Annotated in this window: 11 protein-coding genes and 1 pseudogene; 4 read left to right on the forward strand and 8 right to left on the reverse strand. The window is 53.9% G+C overall.

Features of this window, described 5'->3' with window-relative positions; genetic code table 11:
* The first annotated feature begins 404 nt into the window (after window positions 1-404).
* From FLT43_RS02675 to FLT43_RS02685, 3 genes and pseudogenes are all read left to right on the forward strand, one after another.
* Complete coding sequence (locus FLT43_RS02675; protein WP_164776449.1) at window positions 405-1,088, forward strand: response regulator transcription factor; 684 nt, start codon at window positions 405-407, stop codon at window positions 1,086-1,088.
* Window positions 1,085-2,398, forward strand: coding sequence for a HAMP domain-containing sensor histidine kinase (locus FLT43_RS02680; protein ID WP_087443460.1), 1,314 nt, complete (start codon window positions 1,085-1,087; stop codon window positions 2,396-2,398). The genes FLT43_RS02675 and FLT43_RS02680 overlap by 4 nt, the downstream gene beginning before the upstream one ends.
* 1,079 nt (window positions 2,399-3,477) lie before the next feature.
* Window positions 3,478-4,679, forward strand: a pseudogene (locus FLT43_RS02685) (IS256 family transposase).
* Between the two features lie 538 nt (window positions 4,680-5,217).
* On the opposite strand, the gene FLT43_RS02690 reads toward FLT43_RS02685, so the two are convergent.
* Window positions 5,218-6,456 carry an MFS transporter gene (locus FLT43_RS02690; RefSeq protein WP_087440478.1) on the reverse strand — a complete coding sequence of 413 codons (1,239 nt, stop codon included), beginning with the start codon at window positions 6,454-6,456 and terminating at the stop codon, window positions 5,218-5,220.
* 481 nt (window positions 6,457-6,937) lie between these two features.
* On the opposite strand from FLT43_RS02690, the gene FLT43_RS02695 reads away from it, so the two are divergent.
* Window positions 6,938-8,536, forward strand: coding sequence for a M2 family metallopeptidase (locus tag FLT43_RS02695; RefSeq protein ID WP_087440479.1), 1,599 nt, complete (start codon window positions 6,938-6,940; stop codon window positions 8,534-8,536).
* Between the two features lie 61 nt (window positions 8,537-8,597).
* Here FLT43_RS02695 and FLT43_RS30440 read toward each other — a convergent pair whose 3' ends face one another.
* The 7 genes from FLT43_RS30440 to FLT43_RS02725 all read right to left on the reverse strand — a co-directional run bounded on the left by FLT43_RS30440 (window position 8,598) and on the right by FLT43_RS02725 (window position 14,706).
* Window positions 8,598-8,729 (reverse strand): hypothetical protein, encoded by a 132-nt coding sequence (locus FLT43_RS30440; protein WP_255321644.1) that lies wholly within the window; start codon window positions 8,727-8,729, stop codon window positions 8,598-8,600.
* 16 nt (window positions 8,730-8,745) lie between these two features.
* A complete protein-coding gene (locus FLT43_RS02700) occupies window positions 8,746-9,372 on the reverse strand; it encodes an FMN-dependent NADH-azoreductase (RefSeq protein WP_087440480.1) in 627 nt (208 codons plus the stop codon).
* A gap of 152 nt (window positions 9,373-9,524) precedes the next feature.
* The gene (locus tag FLT43_RS02705) at window positions 9,525-10,178 is read right to left on the reverse strand and encodes a response regulator (protein WP_087440481.1); all 654 of its coding nucleotides are present in this window, start codon (window positions 10,176-10,178) and stop codon (window positions 9,525-9,527) included.
* Window positions 10,175-11,821, reverse strand: a complete 1,647-nt coding sequence (locus tag FLT43_RS02710) for a GAF domain-containing sensor histidine kinase (RefSeq protein WP_087440482.1) — start codon at window positions 11,819-11,821, stop codon at window positions 10,175-10,177. The genes FLT43_RS02705 and FLT43_RS02710 overlap by 4 nt, the downstream gene beginning before the upstream one ends.
* A 187-nt stretch (window positions 11,822-12,008) precedes the next feature.
* Complete coding sequence (locus FLT43_RS02715) at window positions 12,009-12,869, reverse strand: MSCRAMM family protein (protein WP_087440483.1); 861 nt, start codon at window positions 12,867-12,869, stop codon at window positions 12,009-12,011.
* A 12-nt stretch (window positions 12,870-12,881) separates the two neighbouring features.
* Window positions 12,882-13,733, reverse strand: a complete 852-nt coding sequence (locus FLT43_RS02720) for a carboxypeptidase-like regulatory domain-containing protein (RefSeq protein WP_164776648.1) — start codon at window positions 13,731-13,733, stop codon at window positions 12,882-12,884.
* Window positions 13,734-13,992: 259 nt separating this feature from the next.
* Window positions 13,993-14,706 (reverse strand): VanW family protein, encoded by a 714-nt coding sequence (locus FLT43_RS02725; RefSeq protein ID WP_087440485.1) that lies wholly within the window; start codon window positions 14,704-14,706, stop codon window positions 13,993-13,995.
* Window positions 14,707-15,200: the final 494 nt, after the last annotated feature.

The following is a 15,200-nucleotide window of genomic DNA, read 5'->3' on the forward strand; positions in this document are numbered from 1 at the left end:
GAAAAGGAAACAACTTCAACCTAACGCGGATCCGGGGCGATCGAATGAATAGACGAATCCGAAAGACGGCTCCCCTTCACGATGACGATGACTTATCCCACCGATCCGATCGTCAGACTACCAGCATGCCAGTTCTATTTAAAAATAACATTAATGCAATCAGAAGAGAACCGTTTTTACGAGAAATGGTCAGGTGCCGCAGGGCAGTCGCTATCCCCTTCCCGTTGAGGTACAATACAACAATAACAACTTTTTCTGAAGCCCGAATAAAAGAAATGTGAAAAATTATGAAGGCTCGACCGCCTCCCGTTTCACAATTCTTCATTAACGCTTTATTGTTTTTATAGTTTTTTCGCTTACAGTAGAAGGGGAAAGGATAGCTGCAAAGTGAGGAATATCAAATGATGAAGCCATGCGTTTTAATTGCCGATGATGATAAGGAGATCGTCGATTTGATTGCCGACAGTCTGGAGGACGAAGGCTTCGCTGCCGTCAAGGCGTATTCCGGGCAGGACGTGTTGGAGCTGACGAGGGAGCGCTCCTACGCCCTGCTGCTGCTCGATATTATGATGCCGAACGGGAGCGGGATCGAGATATGCCGCACTATTCGGGACCGCGTGACGGCCCCGATCGTATTCATCACGGCCAAGAGCCGCGATCTGGATAAGGTCGTCGGGTTCGAGATCGGCGCGGATGACTATATAACGAAGCCGTTCAGCATCGATGAACTGGTCGCCCGGGTGAAGGCCCATATCCGAAGAGACCATCGCAGCCAGACGCGCCGTCAGGAGCGGATTTACGGAAATCTTATCATTGACAAGGATACCTACGAGGTGATCAAGGACGGCGTAAAGATCGATCTGTCGACCAAAGAGTTCCAAATCCTGTCTTACCTTGCGGACCATCACAATAAAGTGCTGTCCCGGGAGCAAATCTATGACGCCGTATGGGGACAGAGCGAATTGGGCGATATGAATACCGTCACTGTCCATATCAAAAATATCCGCAACAAAATCGATCCGGAGAACCGGCTCATCGTTACGGTCTGGGGTGTAGGCTATAAATTTACGGGAGGACTGGCTCCTTGAAATTCAGCATCAAAACCAAAATCGTTCTCGCCTTTTTCATTGTCGCCCTGCTTAACGGCGCTTTCGTCTTCGGCTATTATCAATTCTACTTGGCGGATAAGTTCATGGAGAGCACACAGGCCATCGGCAAGGAAAATGCCCAATATCGGCAGCAACTGATAGAGGAGATCGTGGCCCTCTACCCCGATGAGGGGGCCATCACCGCCTTAATCCGGACGGAAGCCGAGACTCAAGGCATCCAGATGACGGTGACCGATCTCGATGGCCATGAAGTAGCGGCAACGGCGGAACACAGGGAAGGCAGCGCCCTCTTGCAAACCAAGGAAGTCGTGCGGATTCAAGGCGAAGCCATTTATCTGATCGACTTCCAATACCCGGACTGGTACGAGCAGGTCAAGCCGATGAAGAGCCTGCTCCTGCTGGTCATTGCCGTACTTGTACTCTCGGTAATCGGGCTCATCTTTTATTTGCAGAGCCATATCGTGAAGCCGCTCACGTTGCTTCATACCTATATGAAGACGTTCCATTTCCAGAATATGAAGCTTCCCAAGCTGGAGCGGCGCCAAGACGAGATCGGAGAGCTGATGAAGGATTTCGCGGAAATGGGGCAACGATTGGAAACGTCGCATAACGAGCAGGTTGATATGATCGCAGCCGTCTCCCATGATATTAAGACGCCGCTCACCTCCATTATCGGTTACGTGGAGCGGCTGTCCGGAAGCAAGACGCTGACCGAGGCCAAAAAAGAGGACTATTACCGGATTATTCACCGGAAAGCGAAAGATATCGAAAAGCTGGTCGAGGATTTCTCCGCCTTCAGCGACATGGAGCATGATACGCTCAAAATCGCGACGGAGCGCGTCCATGTACGGAGCTTTATCCAGAGCATCTGCACGGAGTATGAGGAAGAGCTGCAAGCGCACCAAGCCCGGCTGGAATGGACCTGTCAGGTGCCTGAGGATGTCCATGTGGAATTGGATATGAAGAAAATAAGACGGGTGTTCGCGAACATCGTGCATAACGCGCTGGTCTATGTCAGTCCACCGGTCCATCTCCGGTTGAGCTGCGAGCTTGAGGACGGCAGCCTGTGCATCTCTTTCGAGGACAATGGCGAAGGCGTGCCGGACGAGGAGCTGGAACGGATATTCGACAAGCTGTATCGTGTGGATCCAGCCCGCTCCCGCGCTGGCGGCGGCAGCGGACTGGGCTTGGCGACATGCAAGAGCATGATCGAAGCTCACGGCGGCAGAATTCACGCGTACCGCAACCCGCTGGGAGGCTTAGGAATCTATTTCACCCTTCCGCTGTAGCGCCCCCTCCGACATGCCCGGACAAAGCAACAGCTCCCTGGATCCTTCCAGGGAGCTGTTTGTTGTTCTCGGCCACGTCGAATATCATATCTATCGGACGGACCGTATTTTGTTTTGTCACGCCTTGCGTTTAACCATTCTGGAGCGCAGCGCGGGCGTAGTTCCGGAATCCAAGCAGATTGGCGCGATTCCGGGCATGCCGCGACTTTCTCCAGCGAACCTGCGGCTGCGGTTATGCTGGCATCAACGAGCCTGCTTAGCAGCGCCAGCTGCCGCACCTCCCTCGGATGACGCCGATGGAAGGCTCCACCTGCACTTCGTAGGTATGATGCATCGCCGGCCGGCTTAATTGGGCCGCCGGCTTGAAGCGCTGCGGTGAGCCGGCAGAGCTGCCCCCAACCTCTGTAAAACAGGAACGACTTGTGCTGGACATACCCAAGTCTATATGATTTCAATTCTTTGATGTGGAAGGTAGGTTCGCTTTGCTCGTTCCGCTTGTCTGGTGCAATCGGCTTCCACGATGCTTCCTCCATTGCTCGACTTGCCGAAAGCTGCGAAAATGCAGTTTTCCCTTATGACGTTTATTCGTTTGGAGGAATTCCTGCAAAACACAGGCTGTTGAGAAAGTGCAGGGGAATTTTCAGCACTTCATTTTTTGTGTGGTGGATCTCGTCTCGCAGAAGAAAAAATCGATTTAAAACGCTCTGAGTACCAAGTTTTGAGTAGGAAAATGGACAATCTCCACCCCTTTGTAAAAAACAGGGGGGTTCCAACGGCCTGAAAACTGCACCATTTCCCTAGAGACGTCTATCCGGTAGTCGAAATCCGCAAAACGGCACAATTCCTCCAGATACGCCTATTCGGTAAGCGAAATCCTGCGAAAATACAGCAATTCGATATGGACGACTTCACCAGAAAGGGAATCCTGTAAAACTGCAGCAATTTTCACCCGTTCCTCTTTGACTTAAGCTAAGTCCATATAATTGTGTAAAAAGCAAATGGCAAAAAAGAAGAGCCATAGCAAGGATCCTCGTATAGAATGAGGTTGTCGAGACAACATTCCGAAGGAGGATCTAGCTATGACTCAATACCAGATTACCCTAGATTCACAACTTTTGCATCAACTGTTTTTATCCGAATCAAGAGATGCCGGGATTGCGGCCCTATTAGAGTCCATCTTGAATCAAGTGTTGCAGGCACAAGCAACGGAACAGCTGAAGGCGGGGCACTATGAGCGCTCAGAAGAACGTGCAGGTTACCGTAATGGATCATACCCTCATCGGCTGACAACACGGGTGGGCCAATTAACCCTGCAAGTACCGCGTTTCCGCAACGGTCAGTTCTCTATGGAACTTTTTCTCGGTACCAACGCAGTGAGCAAGCCCTTGTCTTAGCCATGATGGAGATGGTGCTCAATGGGGTGTCAACGCGAAAAGTAAGCAATATTACCGAAGAACTGTGCGGGACGGAGTTCTCTAAATCGACCGTTAGTGAGCTATGCAAACAACTGGATCCCCTCGTAGAGGAGTGGAATAACCGAAAACTGGACAAGGCCTATCCCTTTCTTATTGTCGACGCCCTGTACGTCAAAGTCCGGGAAGACGGTCGTGTGCGCTCACGTGGCGTAATGATTGCAACAGGGATTAATGCGGAGGGCTACCGGGAAGTGCTTGGACTTACCGTAGATGATACCGAGTCAGCTGCAACGTGGGGAGCTTTCTTTACGCACCTCAAAAGTCGCGGGTTGCACGGTGTTGATGTCATTACCAGCGACCATCACGGTGGTTTGGTAAGTGCGATACGGCAACATTTCCAAGGCGTAACCTGGCAACGGTGTCAAACCCACTTTATGCGTAATATTCTGGACGCTGCTCCTAAAGCATGCCGTGATGAATTGAAGGCCCATGTGAGGGCCATCTACGAAGCCGCGGACGAGACCAGTGCCCGTACACTGCTGAAGCGGACACAAGAAGCATTTGAAGACAAAGCTCCAAAGGCCATGAGGGTCTTGGAAGAGGGTTTTGACGATGCGACAGCGATCTTGGCACTTCCGGCTGCCTGTCGGATACGTACGCGCACCACAAATGCTGTAGAACGTCTAAATGGCGAGTTGCGGCGTCGAGAACGCGTCATTCGCATTTTTCCCAACCGAGCCTCTGTCCTTCGTCTTTTTGGAGCCTTGTTAATGGAGCAGGACGAAAAGTGGTCCGCCGGGAAAAAGTATATCGAGATGAAAGAGTACCATGAGTGGCGGAAGAAGCTCAACAGGCCTGCAGCTTAGGCATCTTTTTGCTCTGGCAATCTCATCGAGGATTTTACACATAAATTTGGACTTGACCTTGACTTAGCTCAAAAGGGCCTAAAATAATGTAGCTGTGCAGCAATTCCTCGAAATGTGGACTCATTGAGCCGAAATTCCTGTAAAATAGCAGCAATTCCCTCCACACGTTAAAACCCCAGGAGATTATGATGTCTCCAGAAGGCGATGACGCTCTGAATGCCAAGTTGCGATTAGGTAATCACCCCTCCGAAAAAAACAGGGGTTTTCCAACAGCCTGCGTTTACGCAGGATTCCGGCAGTTCTCGGGGATATTCAGCGCTCAGGGAGTCTTGGCCGGATCCGGTACAGTTCTTCGCACGCGCCGCGAAGAGCGGAATCAGGAGCATGGCGCCGAGGAGGACTAGCAAGACGCTGCAGGCCGCTTGCACGCTGCAAGGCGCGTCAAGACGGTGCCAGCGCTGCAGGCAAAGACGCCGAACAGCGACAGCAGCTGCTTCAACGGCCCGATACGGGCATCCCGATAAGAGCTGGACAGGATTCATATACCGCGCTTACTGCTCGTATTGCTGTCATGGCTCTGGACCTCTCCCCGCGTTTCCTCCTTTCTCAATACGATAGGAAGCAGCAACATCGCACCGGCCATAATCAGACCACCGCTGATCACATATACCGCCAGCAGGGAAAACGTATCCTTCAGATAGCCGGATATGAACAAGCCAATCACCATCATCCCCATAAAAACAGGCGTGATCGCCCCGGATACCCGGCCAATAAATGCCCCTTCCGTATTCCGTACAATGAGCGTCTGGATTCCGCCGTGAATACAAGGGTAAAACAAACCGCTGATCGCCAAAAGAACAATGGTCAGCCAAATCATCGTAGACGCGCCTATTCCAATCGTACAGACGGCAGCGACAAGCAAACCTAACATGAGCAGCAACTGCGGCTTCACCTTTTTGGCTATCCCCATTACGGCAACTCCGCCTGCCAACATCGCTGCCCCATTGGTCATAACAAACCATTGCAGGGATTGTTTTTCTAGTCCTAATTGCTCGATGACAATAAAGATCTGAAGCGGCTGAGTCAGTCCTGACGCCAAGCCGACAGCCGAGAAAGTCACGCTAAGTGTTCTTAAGATTGGATTGGACCCGATATAGCGCAGCCCGGCCATCAACTCCTGTATGAATCCGCCGGCATCGCCAGACCGTGGTTCCTCCGCGTCGCGGGGAAGCGACGACAATACAAGCGAAGACCCTAGGAACAGGGCGGCCGTCAGGATCAAAGAGACTTCGATTCCTAACTGTATGAAAATAAACGTACCGATGACCGGACCCAAAACCATAAAGACAGCGACAAGAGTTTGGGACATCGCCATCACGCCCTGCAGTTGTTCAACTGGTACATGCCGCTTGTACAATTTCATGGCCGAAGGCTGAGAAAATTGGGACAGGCTGGCGGACACAAAGGAGCCGATGAGAAGCGCAGTCCATCCGCCGTCCATGAGGGCAAGCAGCACAGCCACAACGGACAAGGCAGACAACAGATCGCTCCATACCATGGTCCGCTTCGGCCGCGAGCGGTCGGCAAAGGTACCGCCAATAAAGGCGAATAGAAAAATCGGAGCGAATTCCGCAACCGATATCAGTGATACATAAATCGGATTATTATTCGTCAATTCGGTCACATAAAGAAGGATCGCATAATTCCGGATCCAGATTCCCAACTGCAACAGCGCCCGGGAAAAGAGAATCGTTCGAACATAACGATTGGAAAACATTTTTACTACCCCATATCCATTAATATTTTGATAACGTCCTTAGACGTCCGTTAACCTGCTCATCGTTTTCTGACACGACAACAGACTTGTGTTTTAAAACAGCTGGTACATTTTCTTCCCCTCTCCTTATCAACCTCCCCCCTTACCAACTTTCTCGTTTACTTATTTACTGATTTACTAAATTACTAAATCACTGCTCCAGTTTAGCTTGCTTTTCACCGTTAGTCAATCCGTTTTTTTGACATAAGGCCCCAATCGGTTCTTGCGTACGCTATAGCCGGATTCCTTAGCATTCGGAAAATATCGATTAGAGACCTGTTCTCTTTCACACAAAAGTCAAGATTCAGCAGGCAGCCCTCGTCCTTCGTATGATATAAGGGAAATATTGTCGTTCTGATCATGTTTCGATCAGGATGCTTTTCTCCCCCGGATGTGCAACAAGGGAGGCACCCTGCTTATCGCTCGAATGGAGGTCTATTAGATGGAGTTAGAAGCTTTTTTAAGACGACAGAACGAAGCGGTGAAGGAGCGGCTTGCCAAGATTGACGAAATGGGCTGGAAAGTCACATCTACCGGCGAACAGGAATGGAATGACCGGCTGGGGCAAGCTCAGAATGAATGGAGCCGTTATTGTTCGGACACAGACCAATTCCAGGAAGTCAAGATGTACAGAGCCCTTCCGAGCCTGTCCCCGCTTCAGCGCCGCCAGCTCGACGAGCTGCTCGCCATGTTCGGCAAGCAGCAGCTGGATCCGGAGCTTGCCGCCCAATCGGCGGATATGACAAAAAAGCTCGTCGACGTATTCAATAACTACCGTCCCACAATGGACGGCAAGCCGGTCTCGAACAACGATCTGCGTTCGATACTGGAGAACGGCGCGGATACGGAACTGCGCAAGCGGGCCTGGCTGGCCACCAAGCAGATTGCGGTCCGGATTGAAGACCAGCTGCTTGCGCTCGTGGAGCAGCGCAATCGGGAAGCGCGCTCCCTTGGGTACGACAATTACTATCAGATGAGCTACGCGCTGCAGGATCTGGATGTGGAGGAATCGTTCGCGATCTTCAGCGAGCTGCTGGAGTTAAGCGAGGAGCCCTATAAGGAAGTGAAGCGGGAGATTGACGAAGACACCTGCCTCCGGTTCGGCATTCGCGGCGACCAGCTTCGGCCATGGCATTATACGGATCCTTTTTTCCAGATCGCCCCGCCCCAAGGCCAATGGAGCATGAACGAAGAACTGCAGGAGCGGCGGTTAGAGGATATCGTCCTGCACACTTTCCGCGATATGGGATTGGAGATCGCCGATATTATGGCCATAAGCGATCTGTATCCGCGGGACAAAAAATACCCGTTCGGCTATTGCACAAGCATGGGCCGGGAAGGCCAGCCCCGCATCATGATGAGCATCGATGCGAGTGAGTTCTGGCTGAGCGCGATGCTGCACGAGTTCGGGCATGCGGCGTATGACAAATATATCGATCCGTCGCTGCCGTTCCTGCTGCGCAAGCCTGCCCATACGCTGACGACCGAAGGGATCGCGATGCTGTTCGGCAGAATGACGAAGCAGTCCGAATGGATGCAGCGGTATATTTTCGCAAATCGTCCGCATGCTGCGTTCATGCAGGAGGAAGCTTCGGTTAAGCAGGCACTGCGCCGGAATATGCTGGTCAGCATGCGATGGTATCTCGTGTTCACCATGTTCGAGCGCGAGCTGTACGAGCATTCCGGCAGCGGGAAGGAGCTGAATGAGCGCTGGTGGCAGCTCGTCCGGCGGATTCAGCATCTCCAGCCGCCCGAGCATACCCATTATCCGGACTGGGCGGCGAAAATGCACTTCTCGCTCGCCCCGGTCAGCTATCAGAATTACATATTGGGAGAGCTGACTGCATCTCAATTGCAGCATTATATCGAGGCCAACATATCGCGGCCTATGTATACCCCGGAGACCGGCGCTTATTTGAAGGAGCGATTTTTCTCCTCCGGTGCGGCGCTATCCTGGAACGAGAAGCTGCGGGAGGCCACAGGAGAGCCGCTCCAGCCGCGTTACTTCGTGGAGCAGTTCGTCCGCCACTCCCGCGCGTAGCTCCCCCAACAGCAACAGAGCCTTCATGACGGATCATGAAGGCTCTTCTCCTTATTTCGGACTAATACATGCGATGATAGATTCCCATCTGTGCGACATCTCTTGCAGCCAGCATGTTTCGGGGCACCGGCTCATTTTCCCTGCCGAGCTTCAGCAGAAGCCAGAGCAGTGAATCGTCCAGGTATGCCATCATATTTCTACTCCTCCTCCTAGAAGGCTGCCGCCGTCTTCATCGCGGCCGCTATGCCTTGGTCAATCATGCGCTCCCGATGCTCCGGATATTGATCATGCCCTTCCACGATGACGGTGACGATGTCTTGAATACCCAACAGCTCCAGATTGTGCTTCATCCAGCTCACGGCCATTTCCTGCTCCGCCGCCGGACCGCTGGAATAGACTCCCCCGCGGGCATTCAGCAGCGCTGCCTTTTTGTTGCCGAGCATGCCGACAGGGCCACCGGGCGTGTAACGATAAGCGATGCCCGGCTGGCTCACATAGTCGATATACGTATGCAGAACGGCAGGAACCGTGAAATTCCACATCGGAAAAGCAAACACAATCTTGTCCGCCGTCACGAACGGATCCAGGAAACGCATGACTCGGCCGGCCGCTTCCTTTTCCGACGATGACAGCTCTGCTCCTGTACGCCGCTTGGCCATGCCGTCCAGCATCACATCGTTGTAATAAGGCAGATCCTCCTGGTATAAATCAAGCTCAATCACCCGATCGGACGGATTGGCTTTCCGGTACGTTTTCAAAAACGCATGATACAGTTTTACGCTTACCGATTGATCGAGGGAACGGCAGTTGGCTTTGACGAATAAGACTTGATTCATTTGACATTCTCCTTTTGCGCATCTCTGCTACTTGAACTTCCATCTTCAGCATAACAAGACTCCGGACGTAGCGCGTCGGCAGGAAGGCGCGGACGAGCATACCAAAAAAGCCCGATCAAAATCGGGCTTTTCTACGACTTTAGATGTAGTTGTCACTCGGCCAATCCCCGCTTGACCGCGTATACCGCCGCCTGCGTCCGGGCGTTCATTCCCAGTTTGCCCAACAGATTGCTGACATGCGTCTTCACGGTCTTCTCCTTGATATTAAAATGGGCCGCAATCTCCTTATTGGTGCGGCCCCGGGCAATCTGCCGCAGCACCTCCACCTCGCGGCCGGTCAGCAATTCCAGCGGCGGTTCGCCGTCCTCCGGCGCTTCGTTCGGCTGTGCCGAGAGATGCGACATCAGCTGCTCCGTCACATTCGGATGAAGCTTGACCTGCCCTCTATGAACCTCGATGATGGCTTGAACCAGCTCATTCGGCATAATATCCTTCATGACGTAGCCGTTCGCGCCAGCCTGGACGGCGGGCACGACGTAATCCTTGTCCACGAAGGACGTGAGGACGAGCACCCTCGTGTCCGGATGATGCCGGCGGATATGCCGGGTCGCTTCGATGCCGTTCATCTGCGGCAGCATCAGGTCCATCAGCACCACGTCGGGGTGCAGCGTCTCGACCATCCGGATCGCCTCGGCTCCGGTCATGGCTTCGCCGACGATGTCAATATCCGGCTGCATTTTCAGAAAAAATTGGAGCCCGCGCAGCACGACCGCATGATCATCCACGAGCAGCACCTTGATACTCATGCTCCCTCTCCTTCCTTCCCGCAGGGCAGTTGAACGCGAATGACCGTTCCCTTGCGCGGCACGCTCTCCAACTGGAACGTACCGCCGCATGTCCCTGCCCGCTCCCGCATCCCGATTATGCCCAGGCCGGCATTGTTCCGCACCTTCGCCATGCCGATGCCATCATCGGCTATCTCCATCCGCACGGACGCTTTTTCCTTGAACAGACGAATTCGGACGGCATCGGTCTTCGCATGCTTGCGGACATTGTTGATCGCCTCCTGTCCGATGCGGAACAGCGTCTCCTCCATGTGGCGGGGCAGATCCAGCAGACTGTCCGCCCCCGTCTCGACCGAGATCCCTTGTGTCATGCCGTAGCGGACGAGACCAGTCAGGAGGCCTTCTTCGAGGCCGGCCGGACGAAGCTGCCAGATGAGCGATTTCATCTCGCATACCGCATCCTTCGTCAGCTCCCGCATCTCGGACAGAGCGGCGAGCGCGTCCGCTGTCCGGGAAGAGGCCAGCAAGCTCTCCATGCCATGCGCGGTCAACTGCAGCGCGAACAGCTTCTGCGAGACCGAATCATGCAAGTCCTGGGCCAACCGGTTGCGCTCCTGCCACATGGCCAGCTTCAACTGCTGTTCACGGAACTGCGCAGCCTCAAGCCCCCGGGACAGCAGTTCTGCGGCGCGATGCAGCATGTCCATTATGACCGGGTCGAAATGCTTCGCCTCCGTGCTGTCTGCATACAGCACGCCAATCGCCCGATCCCGCAGCAGAATCGGAACGGCAGCAGCCGCCGCGATTCGATCCGCCTGGCCGGGGCGGTTCCGGCGCTTACCGGGAGCAGCGGCGGCTGGATTCCAGCGCTGGCCGGCCTTCTGCGCATAGACGCTCCCGATTCGCTGGCGCGTGAGTGCGCTCGTCCGCCGCATCGCTTTGCACGAGAGCCGGCCCTCCTCCCAATAAGCAATGCAGGCCAGTTCCCCGCCCTCCGCCATATGCACCGCCGCGCTGCGGCAGTTCAGCAGCTCGCCTGCGGCACGGGCAATCCGCTCGGGAATGTCCCGATAATCGGCGATTCCCGCCAGTTCGCCGGATAATTCCCCCATCCGCTGCAGCAGCTCGGCCTGCTTGAGGCGGGATTGGTACAGCAGCGTCCGCTCGATCGCCGTACCAATCTGATAAGCAACCGATTGCAGCAGCGTCAGCTCGTCCGGAGCGTAATGCGTCTTGCCCGGCGCCGCGACGTTCAGCACGCCGTACAGCCGATCGCCCGCATGCAGCGGAATCGTCGCATGATGCGTAATGCCGGCCGTATCTCCCCACGCATACTTCACGGCATCATCCAGCCGCTTGCAATGCATCGTGTTCTCGGCGCGGAAGTTTGCCCCTTGGCGGTACCATTCGATGCACCAGCAGCTTCCCTGCTTCAAGCGCCGCTTCTCCTCGGCCTCCAGGGCAGGCGGAAGATGGTAATCGGCCGCCAGGGTATAGTCCGGCATAGCTTCCACAAGGAAAATCCACCCGGTCTGAAGCCCGGTAATCTCCACCAGCGTGCGCAGCACATTGTTCAGCAGCTCCGGCAGATCGGTCGAGCGGTTGATCGTCTCGGCAATGACTTGAAACGCATGCCGCTCATCCACGTGAATCGGGTTCCTCACGTTCATTGCCTCCCTTGGTCTTGTCAACGTTATCCATATCATAACATGAATCCGAACCAGCAGGAGGCTTGGACCGAATACAGACCTCGCCCTGTGCCCAGAGTGAAGTCTGCATCTTGGTTATATCTATCCTATTCCGTTCGCTTGGAGCGGTCTCTCTCTAATCTCCTTCATACGTTCCCTCCCATTAGGGGCCTTCCTGCTGCAGCTTCGACTTCACGATATAACAGCCTTCCGGCAATCCAGTGAAGCAATAATCGCCCGAGCGGTTCGTATACTGTATCCGAACGATCTCTTCTTGTCCGTCTGCCCGGATATGATACAGAAATACCGGGATTCCAGGCTGCGGTTCGCCACGATAGACGATGGTTCCTGTCACGGCTCCCTCTTTGGGCCTGCTCACAGGCGTAAGCAATATATCCTGCAACACGCGGCTGCGGCAGGTTACACGCAGGGCGATGAAGTCGCTGCGGCGATATCCGATTCGTTCGGCAGACAGCAGATAAGCGCCCGGTTCCAGATCATAGATGAGGAACTGGCCGTTCCGGTTCGTCATCGTCTCGGCAACAAGACGGTGCGGCGAGGCATAGTACCGCAGCGTAACCGCGCAGTTCTCCAGCGGGCCGGCTTCTGTCTCATCGAATACTCGGCCATAAATCGTGCCGAGGCTATAATCCGCACACGGCGCCAACCGCAGCGCCACTCGCGTCTTGACCGCTGGCTTGACCTCGATGCGAAGCGGCTCGGATAAGCCATATCCTTCGGCAGCCGCCCTGATAAGGTAGCATCCCGGAGGCACAAGCCGCTCTAGCGTGAATCGTCCCTTGCGGTTCGTCTTGACCTCATAGCGCTTCTCTCCATCCCTCGAATAAATAATGACCTGCGCATGAGCCGCCCGGTGCCCGCATTCGTCGAATACTCTGCCTTTGATGCGGGTGTCCGGCCTGCAGGGGGACCGGACAAGCTCCAGATTAACGTTCGCCTCCTCCGCTAACTTCAGACAGAACGGAAAGCTGCTGGCCAACGCATACTTGTCCCGGATCGGCATCTCGGACTCCGGTTATACGTTCGACTGGACTGTTGCCTTGACACGATAATTGCCGGGTCCGACATTCCCGAACAAATATACGCCCAATGCATTCGTTCTCGTCATGTTGACGATTCTCTCCGTCTGACCGGTCATTAAATACAAGGCAACAATAGCATTGCCGACAGGCTGCCCTGTCAGATGATCCTTGACGACGCCGCTTACGGTTCCGGTATTACCATTCGGGTCGGGAGCGATAGCCAGGTCGACAGCTTGGAAGCCGGGTGGAGTCAACGCGCCCACCCAATTCTCTACCGGCAAATATCCGAATTTGCCGGCGACAATAATGTAGGTGCCCGCCCCAAGCTCCGTGAACAAATACTGGCCTTGCGAGTTCGTGATTACGGAACCGACCGCTACGCGGCCGCCATCGGTCTGCATGAACAGGTCAACGCTGGCTCCTTCGACCGGATTCCCGAATGTATCGCTGATAATGCCGTAGATCGTAAGGGTACTAACGTTGGGATCGGGCTGCATCGCAATATTGACCGTCGACTGCCGCTCGGCGATAACCCCAACCGGAATGTTGTTCGGAGTCAAATACCCTGTCATCGATGCGGTAATCGTGTAGTTGCCTGCCGGAATCTGATCGAATAAATAAACGCCGCTCGCATTCGTATTGGTATGCTCAAAAGGAACGTTATTCGCCGTGAACAGCTTGACGGTCGCATCCGCGATCGGATCGCCGTTGGCATCCGTTACCGTTCCGGTAACGGATCCGTAAGTGGGGGAACCATACAGCTCCAGGCCCTGATCCGCCTCTTGGCGTCCGTTGATATTGAACTGATTGCTCGGCTGAAGAATAAATTGATCCTGTATCGCCATTTCACATGCCTTCCTTTCTACCATTTTTCTACTATCTCTGCATTCTATGGGATGCGGCAATGGAGCGTGTCCGATGTTCGTCTAACGATATTCAATATCCGCGAACACTTTGCAGAGAATCGACCCCAGTCATTCGAACGCCAAAAAAGGCATAGGGTGTATTCCCTACGCCGCAAGAAGATTCCATCCTATTTTCCACTATGCGCTTCATATGCGCTCCATTCGCTTGCTCATTCTGTGCCGCAAGCCGCCGCACGGGTCACCCGCTATTGCCGCTGCGCGTCTCCGCATCAGCCAGCAAGGGAGAGTACATCATAAGCGCATGATTCTCGGCCACATCTTGTTCCGCGATCTTGTCCCCGTTCCCGTTGAACTGGTGCCGGCAGATCAGATTATGCCGGACGTAACCGCCCCAATGCTCCTGGGTAATCCGATGATCTTGCTCGACAATTTCGTACCGGTACGGATGAGGCGCCCCGCTTCGCCACCTTCCGACAAGCATATCCTTTTCCAGCGCAAGCTGGAGCTGATAGGGCTCTGTCGTCCGATTGTAGATTTGCAGGTCCAAATAATTATAGACACAGGTCGCACCGCTGCCGAACGGCTGTGTCCGGTTCGAATCGGGAAAGACATCGTAGCTGTGCCGATGCCTCTCCGTCACCTCGAGCGGCGTGTGCAGCGCAGTCCAATAGATGAGGTTGGACAACTGGCACAGACCGCCGCCCACACCGGTCTTGAATCCGCCATAGAACAGGACCATGCCGTCCACATATCCTTTTCTGCGGGTCGGCTTCCCGATGAGCCTCCAGTAAGAGAAGGTCTCGCCGGGTTGAATAACAATTCCGTTCAGCCCCGGAAATACATCATTCCCAACGTGATTCGCAGCTTCGATCTCGGCTTCGGCCGGGTTATCATCGATTCCCCTCCCGCTTCTGCATGGTTCCCGTATCGCCTGCTCAGGCAACACCCACATTTTAACATATAACCACTATCGGCGTAAAAATCTTATTAACCGGAGCGCCGTACAGGATACAATCTCCATGTACGAATGAGCACGGTTTATTAAAAACTACACGCCTCATTCCTTGTGGACGGATATCCATACCATCGTGTCTGAACAGCACAAAGGGGGTGTCCCAAAAGTAGTATTTCACTACAGTGAGACAGCCCCCTCATTCTCAAAGCTCGACTCGCGGAAAAACTCCAAAAATGCACTTTTCCTTTATGACATGTACTCCGTTACACAGAATCCTGCAAAACGGCATCAATTTATAACCATCCAATCAATAAAAGCAAAAATCGGATGAACATAACGTACTTTTGCAGGAATTTCATCAAATAGCGCCTTAAAGAGCAGAAATTGATGCATCCACGCAGCATTTCACTGCTTCATCCATCTTCCACCGTTGTGCGCGCCGCCATTTTTCGATCTGTACAGTCTCTATGCGAGCATTTCCGTTTTTCCCG

Source organism: Paenibacillus thiaminolyticus (genome assembly GCF_007066085.1).
GTDB lineage: Bacteria > Bacillota > Bacilli > Paenibacillales > Paenibacillaceae > Paenibacillus_B > Paenibacillus_B thiaminolyticus.

Coding starts and splice junctions, on each gene's coding strand:
- FLT43_RS02675 (WP_164776449.1), top strand. CDS start 405: ATGAAGCCATGCGTTTTAATTGCCGATGATGATAAGGAGATCGTCGAT.
- FLT43_RS02690 (WP_087440478.1), bottom strand. CDS start 6,456: ATGTTTTCCAATCGTTATGTTCGAACGATTCTCTTTTCCCGGGCGCTG.
- FLT43_RS02695 (WP_087440479.1), top strand. CDS start 6,938: ATGGAGTTAGAAGCTTTTTTAAGACGACAGAACGAAGCGGTGAAGGAG.
- FLT43_RS30440 (WP_255321644.1), bottom strand. CDS start 8,729: ATGATGGCATACCTGGACGATTCACTGCTCTGGCTTCTGCTGAAGCTC.
- FLT43_RS02700 (WP_087440480.1), bottom strand. CDS start 9,372: ATGAATCAAGTCTTATTCGTCAAAGCCAACTGCCGTTCCCTCGATCAA.
- FLT43_RS02705 (WP_087440481.1), bottom strand. CDS start 10,178: ATGAGTATCAAGGTGCTGCTCGTGGATGATCATGCGGTCGTGCTGCGC.
- FLT43_RS02715 (WP_087440483.1), bottom strand. CDS start 12,869: ATGCCGATCCGGGACAAGTATGCGTTGGCCAGCAGCTTTCCGTTCTGT.
- FLT43_RS02720 (WP_164776648.1), bottom strand. CDS start 13,733: ATGGCGATACAGGATCAATTTATTCTTCAGCCGAGCAATCAGTTCAAT.
- FLT43_RS02725 (WP_087440485.1), bottom strand. CDS start 14,706: ATGTGGGTGTTGCCTGAGCAGGCGATACGGGAACCATGCAGAAGCGGG.